General features: G+C 46.7%; 15 protein-coding genes. 12 read left to right on the forward strand and 3 right to left on the reverse strand.

Translation table 11 applies throughout. The features are described from left to right. Positions 1 to 5: 5 nt before the first annotated feature. The 6 genes from CBF27_RS01935 (at position 6) to CBF27_RS01960 (ending at position 7,884) form a co-directional block, all read left to right on the forward strand. Entirely contained in the window at positions 6 to 815 is an 810-nt protein-coding gene (locus CBF27_RS01935) for a PTS mannose/fructose/sorbose/N-acetylgalactosamine transporter subunit IIC (protein ID WP_126811832.1), read from the forward strand. After that, positions 805 to 1,839, forward strand: coding sequence for a PTS system mannose/fructose/sorbose family transporter subunit IID (locus tag CBF27_RS01940; RefSeq protein ID WP_126811834.1), 1,035 nt, complete (start codon positions 805 to 807; stop codon positions 1,837 to 1,839). Before CBF27_RS01935 ends, CBF27_RS01940 begins: the two co-directional genes overlap by 11 nt. 98 nt (positions 1,840 to 1,937) lie before the next feature. Continuing rightward, a complete protein-coding gene (locus CBF27_RS01945) occupies positions 1,938 to 2,663 on the forward strand; it encodes a GntR family transcriptional regulator (RefSeq protein WP_126811836.1) in 726 nt (241 codons plus the stop codon). A gap of 120 nt (positions 2,664 to 2,783) precedes the next feature. Next, positions 2,784 to 4,277, forward strand: a complete 1,494-nt coding sequence (locus CBF27_RS01950; RefSeq protein WP_126811838.1) for an AcpB/EbpR/MafR family transcriptional regulator — start codon at positions 2,784 to 2,786, stop codon at positions 4,275 to 4,277. A gap of 267 nt (positions 4,278 to 4,544) precedes the next feature. Further along, positions 4,545 to 6,419, forward strand: a complete 1,875-nt coding sequence (locus CBF27_RS01955) for a beta-glucoside-specific PTS transporter subunit IIABC (RefSeq protein ID WP_126811840.1) — start codon at positions 4,545 to 4,547, stop codon at positions 6,417 to 6,419. 16 nt (positions 6,420 to 6,435) lie between these two features. Then, a complete protein-coding gene (locus CBF27_RS01960) occupies positions 6,436 to 7,884 on the forward strand; it encodes a glycoside hydrolase family 1 protein (RefSeq protein WP_126811842.1) in 1,449 nt (482 codons plus the stop codon). 65 nt (positions 7,885 to 7,949) lie between these two features. Here CBF27_RS01960 and CBF27_RS01965 read toward each other — a convergent pair whose 3' ends face one another. Then, positions 7,950 to 9,122, reverse strand: a complete 1,173-nt coding sequence (locus CBF27_RS01965; protein WP_245985898.1) for an oxidoreductase — start codon at positions 9,120 to 9,122, stop codon at positions 7,950 to 7,952. A 171-nt stretch (positions 9,123 to 9,293) separates the two neighbouring features. Between CBF27_RS01965 and CBF27_RS01970 the strand changes: the two genes are divergently transcribed. Then, entirely contained in the window at positions 9,294 to 9,731 is a 438-nt protein-coding gene (locus CBF27_RS01970) for an OsmC family protein (protein WP_126811846.1), read from the forward strand. A gap of 161 nt (positions 9,732 to 9,892) precedes the next feature. Here CBF27_RS01970 and CBF27_RS01975 read toward each other — a convergent pair whose 3' ends face one another. Both CBF27_RS01975 and CBF27_RS01980 read right to left on the reverse strand, forming a co-directional pair. Beyond that, positions 9,893 to 11,056, reverse strand: a complete 1,164-nt coding sequence (locus CBF27_RS01975; protein ID WP_126811848.1) for a trans-sulfuration enzyme family protein — start codon at positions 11,054 to 11,056, stop codon at positions 9,893 to 9,895. Between the two features lie 13 nt (positions 11,057 to 11,069). Further along, positions 11,070 to 12,377 (reverse strand): PTS sugar transporter subunit IIC, encoded by a 1,308-nt coding sequence (locus tag CBF27_RS01980; protein ID WP_126811850.1) that lies wholly within the window; start codon positions 12,375 to 12,377, stop codon positions 11,070 to 11,072. A gap of 156 nt (positions 12,378 to 12,533) precedes the next feature. On the opposite strand from CBF27_RS01980, the gene CBF27_RS01985 reads away from it, so the two are divergent. The 5 genes from CBF27_RS01985 (at position 12,534) to CBF27_RS02005 (ending at position 18,196) form a co-directional block, all read left to right on the forward strand. Then, the gene (locus CBF27_RS01985) at positions 12,534 to 13,382 is read left to right on the forward strand and encodes a MurR/RpiR family transcriptional regulator (RefSeq protein WP_126811851.1); all 849 of its coding nucleotides are present in this window, start codon (positions 12,534 to 12,536) and stop codon (positions 13,380 to 13,382) included. Positions 13,383 to 13,436: 54 nt separating this feature from the next. Next, a complete protein-coding gene (locus CBF27_RS01990; protein WP_170174972.1) occupies positions 13,437 to 13,742 on the forward strand; it encodes a PTS sugar transporter subunit IIB in 306 nt (101 codons plus the stop codon). Between the two features lie 35 nt (positions 13,743 to 13,777). Further along, positions 13,778 to 15,811 (forward strand): BglG family transcription antiterminator, encoded by a 2,034-nt coding sequence (locus CBF27_RS01995; protein ID WP_126811853.1) that lies wholly within the window; start codon positions 13,778 to 13,780, stop codon positions 15,809 to 15,811. Between the two features lie 168 nt (positions 15,812 to 15,979). Beyond that, positions 15,980 to 17,743 (forward strand): PTS mannitol transporter subunit IIBC, encoded by a 1,764-nt coding sequence (locus CBF27_RS02000; RefSeq protein ID WP_126811854.1) that lies wholly within the window; start codon positions 15,980 to 15,982, stop codon positions 17,741 to 17,743. 15 nt (positions 17,744 to 17,758) lie between these two features. Beyond that, positions 17,759 to 18,196: a PTS mannitol transporter subunit IIA gene (locus tag CBF27_RS02005; RefSeq protein ID WP_126811855.1), complete on the forward strand. Its 438-nt coding sequence runs from the start codon at positions 17,759 to 17,761 to the stop codon at positions 18,194 to 18,196. Position 18,197: the final 1 nt, after the last annotated feature.

Genomic DNA, 18,197 nt, shown 5'->3' on the forward strand with positions numbered 1-18,197 from the left:
GAAAAATGGACTATTCAGTTATACAGGTATTATTAGTATTTATCGTGACATTTATAGTAGCGATCGATCAATTCAGCTTTCTCGAATCGTTGTATCAGCCGATTGTCACAGGGTTTGTGATTGGTATTATTTTAGGGGATCTTCAGACAGGACTGGTTGTTGGCGGTACGTATCAGCTGATGACCATCGGCAATATGCCGATCGGCGGCGCCCAGCCTCCGAATGCTGTTATCGGGGGCATCATGGCAGCTATTTTGGCGATCACTTTGAAACTTGAGCCGACCGCAGCTGCTGCAACAGCGATTCCGTTTGCGCTGCTCGGTCAGTATGGTGTCACATTGCTTTTCTCTCTGATGTCGCCGGTAATGACTGTTGCGGACAACTATGCCCATGAAGCCAATACAAAAGGTATTGAACGCATCAACTACCTTTCCATGGCTGCACTCGGCACAATATTTGGTGTTATCGTGACCCTGTTCTTCATCGGCGGTGCGGCTTTCGGGAATCAAGTTGTTTCAGCTATCCCGTCTTGGCTGATGAGCGGCCTGGGTGCTGCTGGTGCCATGATGAAATATGTCGGTTTTGCGATTTTGATGAAAGTGATGCTGTCAAGAGATCTATGGGGTTTCCTGTTTGCCGGCTTTTCCATTGCAGTGATTGCGATGGCATCACCAAGCTTAAGCAGTCCGGCACTTCTCATTTGTGCGTTTATTGGCTTTGCACTGGCATTTTGGGATTTTCAAATTCAAACCAAATTCAAGACCGCTCATGTTCAGCAAGGTGATTCGATAGGAGGAGAAGAAGATGGCATATAGTATTCCTGAGCACTATCATGATTTACAGCCGGCAGAACAGCTGGATGACAAAACACTAAATAAAATGGTGTGGCGGTCATTGTTTTTGCAGGCGTCTTTCAACTACGAGCGGATGCAGTCAGCCGGCTGGCTATATGGTATTTTGCCCGGTCTTAAAAAGATTCACAAGGACAAGGACGACTTGGCGGCATCGATGAGCCACAACATGGAATTTTTCAACACACACCCGTTTCTGGTGACATTCGTCATGGGGATTGTTCTTTCGTTGGAACAAAACAAAGCTGACATTGCGACGATTCGTGCGGTCAGAGTAGCGGCAATGGGACCGCTCGGCGGTATCGGCGATGCGCTGTTCTGGTTTACGCTTGTGCCGATTACAGCCGGGATTACTGCCAACATGGCAATCAGCGGCAGTGTGGCAGCACCGTTTATCTTCCTGTTAGTGTTCAACGTTGCGCAATTTGCGATTCGTTTCTTCCTGATGCGCTGGTCGTATAAACTCGGTACCAATGCCATCAGTCTTTTGACAGAAAATGCGAAGGAATTTACTAGAGCAGCCAGCATTCTCGGGGTGTTTGTAGTTGGTGCTTTAGTGGCCACAACCAATGCCGGCGGCGGGACACGTCTGAACATCAATATTCCGAATGGGACAACGAATGAAGCACGTCAAATCACAACGATCGTTCCATCTGAGGACGCTGTTTCAAAATACGATGAATTTTTGTATAAAAAAGATTTGGACGGCCAATTGACTGACGAACTGCAGGAAGGGGCAAGTGTTTCTGAACTGGCCAGCGGCGAATATGAAGTAGTATTCAATCAAAATGAAGAAAAAGATGTGTTTATTAATATTCAGGAGATTTTAGACGGCATCATGCCGCAGCTCTTACCGATGATCATCACCCTGGTCTTGTTCTTCTTCATGTCCAAATACAGCTGGACACCGCTTAAGTGTATCGGCTTTATCATGATAATCGGCATATTAGGTTCAGGTTTGGGCTTCTGGCCGTCTATTTGGCCGTAGACATCATTGTGACAGCTGTTGGCAAAGGTTTTCATTGACTTAATCGTTAATTTTGCATATTATCCTAATAGGATAGTATTTTAACGAAGGTGATAGTAATGGACAGCAAACAAACAAGTTCTCTCTACAGTCAGCTGGTCGATGTCTTAAAGGAAAAGATTGAAACAGTGTTAAAGCCGCATGATGTGCTGCCTTCTGAAAGAGAGCTTTCAAAGATTTACGGTGTCAGCCGCACGACTGTCCGGCTGGCATTGCAGGAGCTGGAAAATCTCGGCTACATTTACAAAAAGCACGGCAAAGGAAATTTTGTTTCCAGTGTCTCGGACAGTATTTTGAATTTATCCGGGACATATAGTTTTACCGAGCAGATGAAGTCGCTCGGCAAAGTACCAAAGACACGAATTCTTGATATGTCAGTAATCAAGGCCAATAAAGTATTTAGTGAAAATCTGGATATTCCAATAGGCGAAAAAATACTGAAAATCAAACGGCTGCGGCTGGCTGATGGTGAGCCGATGATGCTGGAGCGGACTTATCTGCCCTTTGCAAAGTTTGCTGATTTGACGCAGGAAATGCTGGAAGACAGGCCATTGTATGATATTTTTCTGGATACTTATGGGGAAATCATCAAGTACGCTGAAGAGGAGTTTTATGCCACACTGGTCCGCGAAGAGGATGCGGCACATTTGGGGGTGCCTGCCGAATCCGCCTCGCTGGGACTGATTCGCAAAACCTATAACATGGACAATCAAATCATTGAGTACACGTTGAGTATTGCTAGAGCCGACCAGTTCCGCTATAAAATTCTACATAAACGGTTTTGAGCGTTATGAAAGAGTGCGAAGAAATTTTTCTTCGTACTCTTTTTCATTCTGCTTTCTTTTCCGCTTTCTTTGAAGTAAACTATCAATAACAAAGAGGACATCATATAGGAGGCGGACAGCATGCGCGAACTGCTAGGCGAAAAAGACCGGCGCCGGTTGGAGCTGGTTGAAAAAATCTATTTAAATCCGGGCATTACGATTGATGAGTTGTCGGAAACACTGTTTTTAACGGCAATTCAGCTGCAGACCGATCTCGGTTTTTTGCAGCATCCGCTGGCCCCTATCGAAATTGAAGTCAACCGCAGCAGGCAGTGTTTCTTAAAAATTCCTGCGACGCTGTCGATTAAACACGTGTATCGTGTGTTTCTTGAAAACAGTTTGGTTTTCCGGCTGCTTGAAGCGATTTTCTTTCATGAGTATGAGAATTACGATAAGTTGGCGACGGAGCTGTTTGTGTCGCAAGCCACGTTAAAACGTGCAATTGCTTTCGCGAACCGCTGTTTTGACCCCCATGACATTCGTATCAAAAGCAGACCTGTCCGCTTGGAGGGGGATGAAATCAATATCCGCGCTTTTTTTAATTTTTATTTTCAGGAACGGTATCCGGATGATGACTATCCGTTTGCCGAAATTGAAAAAAATCTGGTCTCTGAGCTGGCTGATTTGTTTATTAGGCGGCTGCCGGAACATAAACAAAATTACGCCAGCCGCAACCGGCTGAATTTGTATTTGCTGGTTTCATTGATTAGGGAAAAACAGCACCATGTCCCGCTGCAGGTGAATTATTTGACGGAAATACAGAAACATAGACTGGCGGATGAACTGGCGTCCTTTGTCGGCAAACAGAAATTTGAACATTATTTCAAATTAAAGCTGACACCGGAATTATATTTGCGTCTGTTCAGACAGTATTTGAACAGCGGCTATGCTTTTTCAGCCAGCGACTACTCGGAACGGATTTCCGAAAATCCGCAAAACCGGCAGTTATACGACGGCGTCTACCGTGTTGTCTCGGAGCTGAGCCGCCAGCTGGACATCCCCGTGCTGGAAATGAACGAACTGGTATTGAAAATATACAATGTACTTTCGACGACCGCCAAGCTGACGATTACGCCGTATATCCTTTTCCCGAATCGCAAATCGTTTTTATTGCTGAGCCGCCATTTGCAGGAAGCAGTCCAGCAGCAAACGCGGCAATTGTTCAACCACTATTTGCCGGCAGTCGCCGAGCGCAACCAGGCTTATTTCTATGAATTTTTTTATTTGCTAGTTACCCACTGGCCTGATTTTTATCATTATCTGATTCAGCTGACGCCGCCTTGCCGTGTGGGGCTGTTTTTCAACAGCGACGTTGAGCACATGACTTATATGAAAGCACACTTGCAGTTTTTATTCGGTGAAAAAATCACGGTGGAAATTTTGAATTTGCAGACGGTTGAAGAGTTGACAAACGTTAGTGCAGCATTCGATTTGATTGTCATCAATTTCGTGCTGCCGGCAAGAGTGCCGCTTGCGACCCGTTATATCAGTGTGATTGACGTGTTGAGTCAAGACGATGTCAGCAAAATCGGGCGGGTCGTGAATGAGCAATATTATCATAATATGCGCTTGTAAAATTGCCAGCGGCGGCAACGCCCCGCTGGCTTTTGTTAAGCTTCAAAGTTTCCGGGGGGATGAATAAGAAGCTATTTAATCGGACACCCGCAGAAATGAATACGCGGATGTTGTTCAATTAATGTTATTAAAATATACTTCATGAGTTTGTCTATGCCTGTCTATCAGCTCAAAAAATATCATTTGTTCCTTAAAAATGAGCCGAACAGTTGTTGTATTTCTGTTATGCTTGAACCGTAATATTGAAAAACGAAGGGAGCTCATATTATGAGTCACAAGGAGATTGCAGCAGATGTACTGAAACTGGTTGGTGGTCAAAGCAATGTCAAATCCGTGGTGCATTGTGCGACTCGTCTCCGCTTTCAACTGAAGGACGATGCTAAAGCTGATACAGAGGCGCTGAAAAATCATGATGGAATTATTCAAGTGGTGCAAAGCGGTGGTCAGTATCAAATTGTCATCGGCAGTCATGTAAGCGATGTCTATGAAGAATTAATGGCGTTAGGGAATTTTTCCGGCGAAGCAGATGCGTCTGAATCAAGTGATGAGAAAAAAGGACTAGTCAGCAAAGCAATTGATATTATTTCATCTATCTTTACACCGTTTCTTGGGATTATTGCTGGTTCAGGTGTGCTGAAAGGTTTGTTGAATCTGGCGGTCTTCTTCGGCTGGATCAACGTGGAATCAGGCGGCTATCAGTTACTGTATGCGGCAGCGGACGGTATTTTTTATTTTATGCCGATGGCGCTGGCTGTGACGGCGGCCCGAAAATTCAAAACCAATGAATTTTTAGCGCTGGCACTGGCCACAGCGATGCTGTATCCGAACTTTCAAAACTTTGCAGCCGGAGTGGCAGCAGCCGGCGGCAGTTTGACGTTCTTTGGTCTGCCGATTATCTATTCGGCTGATATTGGCGGATACGCGTCGACTGTTATCCCGATTATTTTAGCTGTGTGGATTCAAAGTTATGTCGAAAAATTTGCCCGGAAAATCACACCGAGTTTCTTGCGGGTATTTGGCGTTGCACTGATTACATTACTGGTCATGGTGCCGTTAACGTTTATTTTGATAGGTCCTTTAGGTTTGGTTGTCGGTCAAGGGCTGGGTGCAGGCTACAAAGCCATTTATAATATGAGCTCTGTTGTTGCCGGTGCGGTATTGGGCGGTTTCTGGCAAGTGCTCGTGATTTTCGGAATGCACTGGGGCCTGGTGCCGATAGCTATCAACAACTTGCAGACAACTGGTATGGATACGATGATTCCGATGTCGCTAGCAGGAGTACTGGCGCAGTCAGGTGCGGCACTGGGCGTGTTTTTGAAAACCAGAGATGCTAAATTGAAAGGTCTGGCCGGCTCAGGTGCGTTGACTGCCCTGTTCGGCATTACGGAACCGACTGTTTACGGGGTCACATTGCCTTTGAAAAAACCATTTATCTTCGGCTGTATCGGCGGAGCCATCGGCGGTGCGATTACCGCGTTCAACGGTGTTATTTCCTACGCTTTCGGCCAAAGTATTTTAACGTTCCCGAACTTTATCGGACCAGACGGTGATTTATCAAAAGTGATTGGCTCGATTATCGCCTGCAGTATTGCTTTCTTGTTTGCGGCAATTATGACATATTTCTTCGGCGGTGTGAATAAAGCGGAAGCAAAAGAACAAACTGCTGCCGGTGATACAACCGACTTTGCTGAGGACGTGATTACAAGTCCGCTGTCCGGTGAGATTGTTCCGTTGGCATCCATCGAGGACCCTGTTTTTGCTTCGGGGACAATGGGTCAAGGTGTGGCGATCGTACCTTCGGACGGCAAACTGCTTGCGCCGGCTGATGGAGAAATTGCGCTGCTGTTCCCGACTGGCCATGCGGTCGGCTTAAAAACGTCTGACGGGACTGAAATTTTGATGCACATCGGCATGGACACAGTCGAATTAAACGGCGAAGGGTTTAAAACACATGTCAAACAAGGCGACACAGTGACAAGAGGTCAGCTGTTAGTGGAATTTGACAGGGAACTGATTGTATCCAAAGGCAAACCGGTTGTGACGCCTGTGGTCATTACCAACTCTGCAGATTTGTCCCATGTAGCTATTGCCGAACCCGGTGAAGTCGCAGCAGGCGAGCGGTTGTTTCAATTGGAAAAATAGAAAGGTGACGATATCAATGACATTTCCGGATAACTTTTTGTGGGGAGGTGCTACAGCGGCTAATCAGTGCGAAGGGGCTTATTTGGCAGACGGCAAGGGCTTATCGATTGCTGACGCCATGCCGGGAGGGAAAGACCGGTTTAAAAAGCTTTTTTCGCCAGACTTTGACTGGACGATTGATGAGTCGCGCAACTATTACCCGAACCACTTTGGCATTGACCACTACAACCGCTATGAGGAGGACATTGCCCTATTTGCCGAAATGGGCTTCAAGTGCTACCGCTTTTCGATTGCGTGGACGCGTATCTTCCCAAAAGGGACTGAGGCCGAGCCGAACGAACGCGGATTGGCCTTTTATGAGAAGGTCATCGACACATGTCTGCACTATCACATCGAACCGGTTGTGACGATTTCCCATTATGAAATGCCGCTGTACTTGGCAAAAGAGTTTGGCGGCTGGCAAGACAGACAGCTAATTGATCACTATACGCGGTATGCACGGGTGCTGCTTGAACGTTTTGGCGACAAGGTTACTTACTGGATGACATTCAATGAAATCAACGGTGCCCTGCATTTTCCGGCTTTGAGTCTCGGGATGGTGCCTAAAACGGGCGCTGGCAATAAGCAGCTGGTCTTTCAGGGCCTGCATCATCAGTTTGTGGCATCAAGTCTGGTGGTGAAAATGGCGCGTGAGCTGAATCCGGAGCTGCAAATCGGCATGATGACTATTTATGCCACCGGCTACGCGTTTGATTGCCATCCGGCTAATCAAGTGGCGAATATGGAAAAAAATCAGGAAGTCAACGGTTTTTGCTGCGAGGTGCAAGCCGGCGGTGCTTATCCGCCGTACACCCAGCGTCTCTTTGACAAATACGGCGTTCAGCCGCTGACCATGGCGCCGGAGGATGAGCAACTGCTGAAAGAGTATCCGGTGGATTATATCGGGTTGAGTTATTATATGTCGACCACTATTGATGTAGTGGACCCGGAAGCGGCAAAAGTAGCCGGTAATTTGACCGGCGGTATTAAAAATCCTTACTTGGAAACAAGCGAGTGGGGCTGGCAGACAGATGCCGCGGGCTTGCGCATCGGCTTGAACGAGCTGTACCAGCGTTTCCATAAGCCGCTCTTTGTCGTCGAAAATGGCCTAGGCGCCGTGGACGTGCTGACTGAGGATAAAACGGTGCATGATGACTACCGCATCAACTATCTGGCAGAGCATATCACCGAAATGGGCAAGGCGATTGCCGACGGTGTGAATTTAATCGGCTACACGCCGTGGGGTTGTATTGATTTGGTCAGTGCCTCGACTGGTGAAATGTCTAAAAGATATGGGTTCATTTACGTTGATAAAGACGATGAAGGCAACGGTACCTATGATCGTTACCGCAAAGATTCGTTTTACTGGTACCAGCAGGTGATTGCGTCTAACGGTTCAGATTTGACCATGCCTGAAAAAAAATAAACCAACAACGCAAAGAGACGCTTTATCCGCGGATAAAGCGTCTCTTTTAGTTGCAGCAATGACATTCAGTCGGTCAGCAAGCCTTCCACTTGAGGGAGCGCAACACCTTGTTTGTATACAGCGATTAATCCGGAAGGCAGCCGCAAATCAGCGAGCCGTCCGGCAACATTCATGTTGATTTGCTGTTCTTTTCCGGCGGCAATTTTTGCTTTGAAATCCGGATCGGATAAAGCGGCAACCCCCATGGCGACGATATCCCCGTAGTTCAGCGCATCCAGCGCTTCTTCAGCCGAACGAATCGTGCCTGAGATGACCAGCGGCAGCCTGTTGTTGAGGAGCGTGCGGATAATGGTGTTTATTGCCCCTTGCTGCGCGCTTATCCGGGGGAAAGCTTTATAGGCGTTAGAGCTGAAGTTGCCGCTGCCGGCGGATGACACGTCAAGAAAATCCAAATTCATGTTTGCCAGCCAGTCAATCAGCAGCAAAGCCTCGTCCAGCGTATACCCGACTGTTTCACCGTGAATTTCTTCAGGCGAGATGCGGTATCCGATGATTGCCTGCGGGTTTTCCGCCCGGGCAGCTTTGATCACGGCTTTGGTGACTTCTTTGGCAAAATTCATGCGTTTGGCAAGAGTTCCGCCCCAGTCGTCTTCCCGTTTATTCGAGTAAGCTGAGAAAAACTGTTGTATCAAGTAGTGGTTTGCCCCGTGTATTTCCACGCCGTCAAAACCGGCCTGCATCAGCCGTCTGGCAGCAAGCCCGAATGCTTCGATAATACCCCAAATCTCGTCGTCGTTCAGTTCTGTGACCTGATAAGGAAGAAAAGGGAAGCGGATGCTGCTGGGGGCATACGCCTTGCCGGTCTGTTTGTAGCCGTGGGCGGCTTCCCGGCCGGGATGCTGAATTTGCGCTACTGCTTTGCCGCCGTGCGCTTTCATGACAGCCGCCAGCTCAGCAAACGCCGGAATAGCAGCATCGGAGGCGATAGAGAGTTGCTGCGGGTGTCCTTTGATATGTTCTGAAATCGTGATTGCCCCGGTCAATAACAGATCGCCAAACTGATTTCGTCGGCGGAAATAATCTAAGTCTTCTTGCGAAGGTGTCCCGTCCTCATTAGCGGCAAAAACGACCATAGGACACATAGCAAATCGATTCTTCAACTGAGGGCCATGCTTGAACGCAAGTGGCTCAAATAAACGATGATAGCTGTCGTTCATTGTTAAAACCTCGCTTTCCATGCTGTTATAAGCTCATTATACCTTTTATAGAAAGCGATTTCAAAATGTAGAACTCTCAGACATAAACGAAAAATTTGTAAATCATAGCGGGATAAGCTGTTGAAAACCAGATTAATCAATAGTAAAGTAAAGATACGAGCAGCAACCAATAAAACGGGAGGGAGAATGGAGATGGCAAAGCAGGTATTAAGCGCACACGTTGAATCGCTTGGGGGCTTGAAGTTATCTTGCCGTGCGCGTGAATTCGAATTTTTGATTGACGAACCAGTCAGTAAGGGCGGGACGAACGAGGCGATGAATCCGCTGGAGGCACTGCTCTGCTCGCTTGGCGCGTGTAAAATGATGGTCGGCCGATTTTTTTATCAAACGAAACAAATAAAATTGAAACGCATGGCTGTCAGTGTCCACGGGGAAATCGATTCTGACCGCCTGAGCGGCAAACCGGGAATCAAAGTCGGGTTTTCGCATATCCGTACAGTCTATCAGGTCGAGGCGGATAATACGGAAGAAGAAATCCGTGCGTTTATCGATTTTATTGAACATCATTGCCCAGTTAAGGACACGCTTGTCAACTGCCCAAGCTTTGAGACGGAAGTGCAGATTGATTAATGAGCAGATAAGGCAGCACTTTTGAATGTGCCGGTGCAGATGATTCGAAAAGGGTCTCTGGAATGGAAGACCGCGGCTTTAAAAGATTTGAAAAACACATGACTGTCAGTTTTGAGGTGTGACAGTCATGTGTTTTAGTTTGCGTATCGGTCGGGAGCCAGTTAAAAAGCTTTGTCCAGGGCTTGCTTGATATCGCTAATGATGCTTTCGGGATGTTCCAGCCCTACGTAGAGTCGAATGTGGGAAGGGGAGAGGCCCCTTTCAGCTAACTTCTCCGAATTGTTTCCTTTGAAAGCCGGCAGAGCAAGGCTTTCAAAGCCGCCCCAGCTGACACCGATGGAGACAATCTCAAGAGCATTCACGAAATTTAATAATTTGTCGAAATCCTCTGTCGCCAAGTCAATAGCCAGTAACGATCCGTATCCTGATAAATAGGTTTGTGACAAGGCTTGCTGTGTAGAGTTGCCGCAGTAAGGGTGGAAAATAGCGGCAATTCTGTCATCGTCTTTTATGCCGTCAATCACAGTCCGGACAGCCTCATCCAAATGCTTCATGCGGACCGGCAATGTTCTGAGCCCTCTCAAAGCAAGCCAGGAATTAAACGGGCTGATAGCTGCGCCAAGCGATTGGTGGCCGTGGGCAAAAATCTCATCCACCAAATCGTTACTCCCAATGACAGCGCCGCCGACTAAATCAGAATGTCCGCCGATGTATTTTGACAACGAATGTACAACTAAATCAATTCCGTGATTAAGCGGATTTTGGAAAATGGGCGATGCCCATGTGCCGTCGATCACAGTATAAATATGGTTTGCTTTGGCGATGGCACTGATTACAGCTAAATCCAGCAGCTCAAATTTTTGCGATGACGGGCTCTCAAAATAGATCAATCTGGTATTGTCTTTGATATGTGACGCGATATCCTCGGTTGCAGCAAGGTCTACCCGGTCGCAAGTGACGCCGAACTTTTCCATATACTTTGCCAGTGCTACTGTCTCGCCGTACACTGTGTTGGCCATCAGTACGTGGTCGCCGTGGCGAAGCAGGGTAAAGAATATCGCTGATATGGCCCCCATCCCGGAGGCAAACAACTTGCATTTTTCGCCGTTTTCCAATTGAGCCAGTTTTTTTTCTAATATTTCAGAGGTGGGATTTGTCCCCCTTGTGTAGACATAGTTGTTCTTCTCATCTTCGCTGACCGCGATAAAATCATCGTAAGTCGGGTAATAAAAGGAAGACGTTTGTACAATCTCCGGCGACATAGGCACGTATTTTTTTGATGTATCTTTGACTATTTCACAGCAAATATCTTCTTTTTTTTTCATTATTTCCTCATTCCTAGAGACTATCAACTGATTCGCTGAGTTCTTCTTTTTTGTATTGTCTGTCCAGTACTTTTACAAACGGATAATAGATCAGTACTGAAATGATGACCGCAATGACCTGAGTGACTGCTCCTTGCCAATGAGACACAAGAAATCCGGAAAACAAGAAAGGTGTGGCCCACGGCGCCTGCACACCGGTGAACATAGGCATGAAGCCAATTGACATTGATAAATAGGCAATCAGAACAGCTGCAATCGGCGCGAGTGTGATTGGTATCAGCAAAAGCGGGTTGAAAATAACCGGCAGGCCAAAAATTATCGGTTCATTGATGTTGAAAATCGCAGGAACAATCGAAATTTTTGACATAGCTTTCAAACGTGAAGAACGGGCGATTAAAATCATACAAATGGCCAGTCCGATCGTTGACCCTGCCCCGCCCATCGTTGCAAATTGGTCCAACATTTGAACAGTGCCGAAGTTGCCGTTTTCGAAGGACAACTGGCCGATATCTGCCAGTGCCTGGTTTTTATCTGCATTTGCATATAAAATCGGGTACAGCATGGAGTTGATGACCGTCGGATGGATACCGAACCACCACAACAGCCCGTTCAACCCGGCAACAACAATGATAGCCCACGGTGCACCGACAAGTCCTTGCAGAGGTCCTTGAATAATAGAGTAAATCAATTGCGGGAATGAGCCTGAAACAGCTGTCCCCACACCGTTGATGATTAATGCAGCCAGAGCGATAAAAAATCCGGGGATCAGTGCACTGAAAGCTTTGCTGACCATTGTAGGCACACTTTCAGGCATTTTAATGGTGATGTTCTTCTTGACACAGAACCGTGTGATTTCCACTGAAATAATTGACATGATAATGGCAGTGATAACGCCCTGGGTGCCCAGCCAGTCAAAGGACAGCACTTTTGTGACCAGCTCGCCTGCTTCGGTTTGCACCGTTTTTGGCAAAACAATTACATAAGAGACGATTCCTAAAATCATTGAGGTCAATTTATCCATGTTATAACTTTCTGCCAGTTTGTAAGACATCGTTCCGGCAAACATGAGTCCCATCATATTAAATGTCGCCCGGTATGCCGGCGAAATGTAGTCTACCCAGTTTTCTCCAAAGGTATTTGCCATGAATTCGGCATAGCCGGGAACTGGGAAATCAGTAATTAACATGAAGATCGAGCCGATAATCGTTAGGGGCATAATAGCAAAAAAACCATTTCTAAGTGCTTGGAAATAACGTAAATCAGTTACTTTTGACACTTTTGGAACCAAATTTGACTCTACCCAAACAGTTAGTTTATCCATTTTTCATTCCTCCATTTTTGTTATTGTTACCTTTTATAGTAATTATCTCATCAATGAAAGTAAACGCTTAAAAAACGTTCTGTTACGATGTTTCAAAAAAATGCGCAATAATGTAAGATAGTAATGAAACAATGTTTCGTAAAAAGGAGACCATACATGAATATTCTTGATTTTTTAGCACAACACGATACATTTACGTATAGTGAGCAAGTGATAAAAGAATACATTTTGTCAGACACTGAGACGGTGCTGCACTTGTCGATTTATGAGTTGGCTGAACGGACACATTCATCTCCTTCGACAATCGTACGCTTGTGTAAAAAGTGCGGTGTCAAAGGTTATCAGGAATTTAAAATCGTGCTTGCCCGTGATTTTGAGGAATATTTACGGCGTGTCGCCAAAATCGATGCGAATATGCCGTTTGACCCCAAAGATACTGATTTGATGATTTCAACCAAAATCGCTCGGTTGACCAGCGAAACTGTTGGTGAAACCCAGCGCCTTTTAACGACCAGAACACTAAATCATTGTGTCGACTTGATTGTTTCAGCCCGTGAAGTCACCGCAATCGGTGTCAGCGACTGTTTTTTGCGGTTAAAAGACTTCCAGTTGAAATTGTTGCGGATTAATAAGTTTGTCCGGCTGATTGATTTTCAGGCAGAGCAATTTTTCTTAGCAAACTACTCAACGCCTCAAGATGTTGCCATTTTGGTTTCGTACAGCGGGAAGACGGCTGAAATCGTCAATGATGCACGCCACCTGCATAAAAACGGCACACCGATTATTGCCATTACCTCGGCTGGCGACAGTCCGTTAGCAGCGTATGCGACAGAAGTACTGCTTTTGCCGAATAAAGAACAGTCGAACATAAAAGTTTCGAATTTTTCTTCGCAGATTGCTATTGAATATATATTGAATGTCCTTTATTCTTGTGTGTTCAACCGTAATTTTGACAACAATTACCATAATCAGAAAGATACGCCTATTTCACGCTTTGAGTTTTAGGTGTCAATAAAGGAAGGAGTACCCCATCAACCCATGATAGAAAGCAGGATGCCTGTGTCAACAGAAAAAATCAAACAAATCGTCGTGGTGTGTTATTCGGGTATGGCGACCAGTGCTATGGGGGCAAGCATATTGAGCCGGCTGTGCAAAGAGGCGGGAGTCGACTTGCCTATCCATTACCAGTCTGTCTGGCAGGTGGACGATGACGAAGGATTGCTGGTCGTTACCCAGCCGGAGCTGATGCAACTGGCACATGAGCGGCTGCCTAAGGCGCAGACCTATGTTGTTGCGAACGGGTTGGATTATGCCGGCTACGCGGCGCTTGCTGCCATGCTCAGCTGTCCGCAGACGGAAAGTTGACGACAAGAAAGAAGCTAATGGAAGGAGGATGACCAGTGTTTTTGTCACCAAGAGAAATAGAATTACTGACTGAACTGATGACAAGTTCAGCCCCCGTTTCTGTCAATAAAATGATGAATCTGCTAAAAGTCAGCCGGCGGACAGTCTACCGCGAACTTGAGAATCTGGAACACTCTTTGCAGGCGGTGGGTGCGGAACTGCAAAAAGTGTCGCGGGGGAAATATGTGCTTGCAGCCGACGAGGCAGCCTGGCAGACGATTCAGGCGGCAATAACGGGTGAAGAAAGCTATGAGTTATCTGCGGTTGAACGTCAGCACGCAATTTTATTGGAATTGTTAACAGGGACTGCACCGCTTAGTATGCAGTATTTTGCCGATACATATATGGTCAGCAGTACCACGTTTTACGGCGATATCAAACAGTTGGAAGCCAGTCTGCTTCAGCTGCCGCTGTCCATCAGCCGGAATATGGGGTATGAGCTGGTCGGACCGGAAAAATACCGCCGGCTGCTGCAGGCGAATATATTAGGTATTGAAGTTAATGAATACCAGTTTTTCCATCTGGACCAAATGGACGAACAGGACAACTTTTTTTTCAGGTTCATCGACCAAGGGCATCTGCTCTTTGCCAAGAGTCTTATTTTGGAAGATGTGTCTGTCCTGTTTCCGGCATTAAGCGACCGCAAACTGGAATTTTTAATATTGATGCTGGCAATTGCCATGACACGTGTGTCTCAGGGATTCGTACTGCCGGAAGACAGTCTGGCGGTCCATGCGAACAAAGAGCTGTTGAATACGTCCAAGCAACTGTTTGCCAAAGTCGCCCAAGAAACCAAACTATTGTATCCCATCAGTGAAATCGTGTTTTTTGCCAGTCTGCTGAGCGGGTTTTCCAGTTCGTTCGATCAGGATTTTCTGGACGAGCGCTTTGATTCTCATCTGGCTTATTTAGTGAAACAACTGATCGGGCTGGTCAGCCAAGAAACCGACGTAAACTTTTTTGAAGATGCCAACCTCTATAAAATGTTGTTGACGCATCTTTCCGGCGTTTTCTCGCGGACTGCTTTGCAAGGTACGGAACTGGCCAATCCTATTCTGGAACGGATTATGGAGCAATATGCAGAAATCGCCGATGCCATCCGCTTGTCGCTGCCGAAAGTTTTTGATGACAAGCAGTTGTCGGAAGAGGAAATTGCATACATGGTACTGCATTTTGCCAACTCCCTTGAACGCAGTCCTGTTACGATGGAAATCGACATTGCCGGCATTTCCCCCAGCGGGTTGGCATCCACCAGCATGCTGGAGATGCGGCTGCGCAGATATTTCCCGTTTATTAATACCATTCATTTTTTCCGGATTGCTGATTTGGGAAAAATCGATTTGGAAAATACTTATGATTTGATTATTTCAACGTCGCTTTTACCTGGATACACAGGGAAATACAAACTGGTGTCGCCGCTATTGCTTGATGATGAGCTGAAACAGTTAAAAGATGAATTCAAAAAAATCCGCCACCAAAAAACGACCGCTTTGAATCAGCCGAAAAAACAAGACGTTTCAGAAGACAGCTACGAAGAAGTGCTGGCTGTCATCGAAGCCATCAATGGTCTGCTGGCCCGCTTTTTTGTCGCGAAACTTAAAAACACGCAAGATGTGGCAGACACAGTGTCGCTGGTAGTTGAGGCGCTGCCCGAGTCAGTCGTCTCAGACAGGCAGACCGTGCAGGAAAAGCTGCTTGACCGGTATCGTCAGGCGCCGATCGGTATTCCCGATACGAACATGGCGCTGTTCCACGCATCGACCGACGCCGTCACTTTGCCTTGTTTCTGCGTGTTCGATTTGGAAGTACCGCTGACAATCAACGGGATGGACAAACAGCCGATGGACCTGACGCGCATGCTGGTCATGCTGGCCCCGTCCCCGGTAGATGAAAAGACAAGTGTCATCTTGGGCAAAATCAGCGGGTCGATTATTATGAATGATTTAAACCTTGAAATTTTTAACTCAGGCAACTCCGCAATCATGTATCAGTTGTTGTCCTCTCTCCTGATTGAAGAAGTAAAAAAATAGCCTGCTGGTAGTCTGAAAGCAGTAGCATAAATAAGCCGCCGCCGAAAATCGGCGGCTTATTTGCATTGTCAAGTTTTGGCACAAATGAATGTGCCAAAGTGCCACTTTTATAACTTATAGTAAGCGGCTACACTATAAGTGCAACGATTATGAAAGGAGAAAATGATTATGGAACAAAATGTACAAACGTCGTCTGCGTCCCTTAAATCAAAAGTGCAGCGCTTTGGCAGTACTCTGTCAAGTATGATCATGCCGAATATCGGGGCATTGATTGCATGGGGTGTTCTGACCATGCTCTTTATTCCCGACGGGTATTTGCCGAATGAGTCTTTTGCTACGATGGTCGGTCCAATGCTCAATTATTTGATTCCGCTGTTGATTGGCTATACAGGAGGAAAAATCATCGGCGGTGACCGGGGATCAGTGGTCGGTGCGATTGCGACGATGGGTGTGATTGTCGGGACAGACATTCCAATGATGTTGGGTGCCATGATTATGGGACCGCTTGGCGGGTTTGTGATTAAAAAATTCGACCAAGTGTTTCAGCATAGAATCAGAGCAGGTTTTGAAATGCTTGTCAACAATTTCTCGGCGGGGCTGATAGGTTTTGCACTGGCATTACTGGGCTTCAGTGCGATTGGTCCGGTTGTTGACACGTTGACACAGGCGATGGCAAATGGTGTGGAACTTATATTAAATGCACATTTGATTCCGCTGGCTAATATTTTTATCGAGCCGGCTAAAATATTATTCTTAAATAATGCCATCAATCACGGTATTTTGACACCTCTCGGAACAGAACAAGCACTGGAAACCGGAAAATCGATTTTGTTTCTGCTGGAAGCCAATCCGGGACCGGGCTTGGGCGTTTTACTGGCGTTCTCGCTGTTTGGTAAAGGTTCGGCTAAAGCATCGGCACCCGGCTCGATTATTATTCACTTCCTAGGCGGGATTCACGAGATTTATTTTCCTTACGTGATGATGAAACCGGCTCTGTTTTTAGCGGTGATTGCTGGTGGTGTGACAGGCAGTTTTACGCTGCAAGCGTTAGGCGGCGGTTTGAAAGCACCGGCATCGCCCGGCTCGATTATTGCGGTCTTGGCGATGTCGCCGATGGGCACACACTTGCCGGTCATTATCGGTGTTGCGGCAGCGACGCTGGTGTCGTTTGCGGTTGCGGCATTCATTTTGAAATCAGACAAACAGACAGTAGCAGACACATTTGAGGAAAGCGTGCAGGCTGTACAGCAGGCAAAAGCTGAATCGAAAGGTGTATCAGCGCCGGCCGTCACAGACATCACGGGCATCAAACACATTGTCTTCGCATGCGATGCAGGAATGGGTTCCAGTGCCATGGGGGCTTCTATTCTCAGGAAGAAAGTGGAAGCAGCCGGTCTGAGCCAAGATGTGACCAATAAATCAATCAATAACTTGAGTAATGACAGCGATACACTGGTCGTCACCCAAATCGAGCTGCAGGAAAGAGCGAAGCAAAAAGCTCCTAACGCCCAATTTGTGGCGGTGGAAAACTTTTTGAACTCGCCGAAATATGATGACATCATCGCTACATTATCCGGAAGTGCTGAAGCAAGCAGCAAAGAGGACCCGCTACAACAGAAGCAGCGCCTTGCGATAGATGAGCTGGACCATGTGTTGAACGTCGTCTTTGTTCATGATGAGAAAGCCGGGTCTGCAACAATGGGCAAAAAAGTGTTTGAAGATGTGCTAGCGAAAGAAAAGCTTGCCGTCAATGTGACTAAAAGCCCGCTGGCGCAGTTTCGGGGAGACGCGCAGACACTTGTCATTACAAGGACTGATTTGGCAGAAGAAGTACGCCAAGCCGCTCCCGAAGCAATCGTCGTCCCGACGGATAATTTGCTGGATGCCAAACTATATGAAGCGATAGCCGACAAACTGAAGCTGTCACGCTAGAAAGGATGAGCATTCATGGAATTGTTAACAGAAGATATGATTGAGCTGAATCAGCATTTCGCAACCAAAGATGAAGCGATTCGTTTTTGCGGCGAAAAGCTGGTGGCAGCCGGCTGTGTCGAAAGAGATTACATTGATGCAATGCTTGCCAGAGAAGAGCTGTTGTCCGTGTACATGGGGAATTTTATCGCGATTCCCCACGGCACGGATGAAGCGAAACATCTGGTCAAAAAGTCAGGTATTTGCGTGGTACAAGTGCCCGATGGTGTCAATTTCGGTACAGCAGAAGAAGAAAAAATCGCCACAGTACTTTTCGGCATTGCCGGGGTCGGCGACGACCATCTCCAGCTGATACAGCAAATCGCCTTGTATTGCAGTGATGTGGAGAATGTCGTTTATTTAGCAGATGCGCAGACAAAATCTGACATCATCGCCAGACTTGCCAGCGTGTAAG

The sequence above is a fragment of the Vagococcus acidifermentans genome, from assembly GCF_003987655.1.
GTDB classification, from domain to species: Bacteria; Bacillota; Bacilli; order Lactobacillales; family Vagococcaceae; genus Vagococcus_B; species Vagococcus_B acidifermentans.

Excerpts from the sequence above, each read along its gene's own strand:
- CBF27_RS01960 (WP_126811842.1), top strand. The coding sequence starts at position 6,436 with ATGACATTTCCGGATAACTTTTTGTGGGGAGGTGCTACAGCGGCTAAT.
- CBF27_RS01935 (WP_126811832.1), top strand. The coding sequence starts at position 6 with ATGGACTATTCAGTTATACAGGTATTATTAGTATTTATCGTGACATTT.
- CBF27_RS01970 (WP_126811846.1), top strand. The coding sequence starts at position 9,294 with ATGGCAAAGCAGGTATTAAGCGCACACGTTGAATCGCTTGGGGGCTTG.
- CBF27_RS02000 (WP_126811854.1), top strand. The coding sequence starts at position 15,980 with ATGGAACAAAATGTACAAACGTCGTCTGCGTCCCTTAAATCAAAAGTG.
- CBF27_RS02005 (WP_126811855.1), top strand. The coding sequence starts at position 17,759 with ATGGAATTGTTAACAGAAGATATGATTGAGCTGAATCAGCATTTCGCA.
- CBF27_RS01985 (WP_126811851.1), top strand. The coding sequence starts at position 12,534 with ATGAATATTCTTGATTTTTTAGCACAACACGATACATTTACGTATAGT.
- CBF27_RS01955 (WP_126811840.1), top strand. The coding sequence starts at position 4,545 with ATGAGTCACAAGGAGATTGCAGCAGATGTACTGAAACTGGTTGGTGGT.
- CBF27_RS01965 (WP_245985898.1), bottom strand. The coding sequence starts at position 9,122 with ATGGAAAGCGAGGTTTTAACAATGAACGACAGCTATCATCGTTTATTT.
- CBF27_RS01980 (WP_126811850.1), bottom strand. The coding sequence starts at position 12,377 with ATGGATAAACTAACTGTTTGGGTAGAGTCAAATTTGGTTCCAAAAGTG.
- CBF27_RS01945 (WP_126811836.1), top strand. The coding sequence starts at position 1,938 with ATGGACAGCAAACAAACAAGTTCTCTCTACAGTCAGCTGGTCGATGTC.
- CBF27_RS01975 (WP_126811848.1), bottom strand. The coding sequence starts at position 11,056 with ATGAAAAAAAAAGAAGATATTTGCTGTGAAATAGTCAAAGATACATCA.
- CBF27_RS01940 (WP_126811834.1), top strand. The coding sequence starts at position 805 with ATGGCATATAGTATTCCTGAGCACTATCATGATTTACAGCCGGCAGAA.
- CBF27_RS01950 (WP_126811838.1), top strand. The coding sequence starts at position 2,784 with ATGCGCGAACTGCTAGGCGAAAAAGACCGGCGCCGGTTGGAGCTGGTT.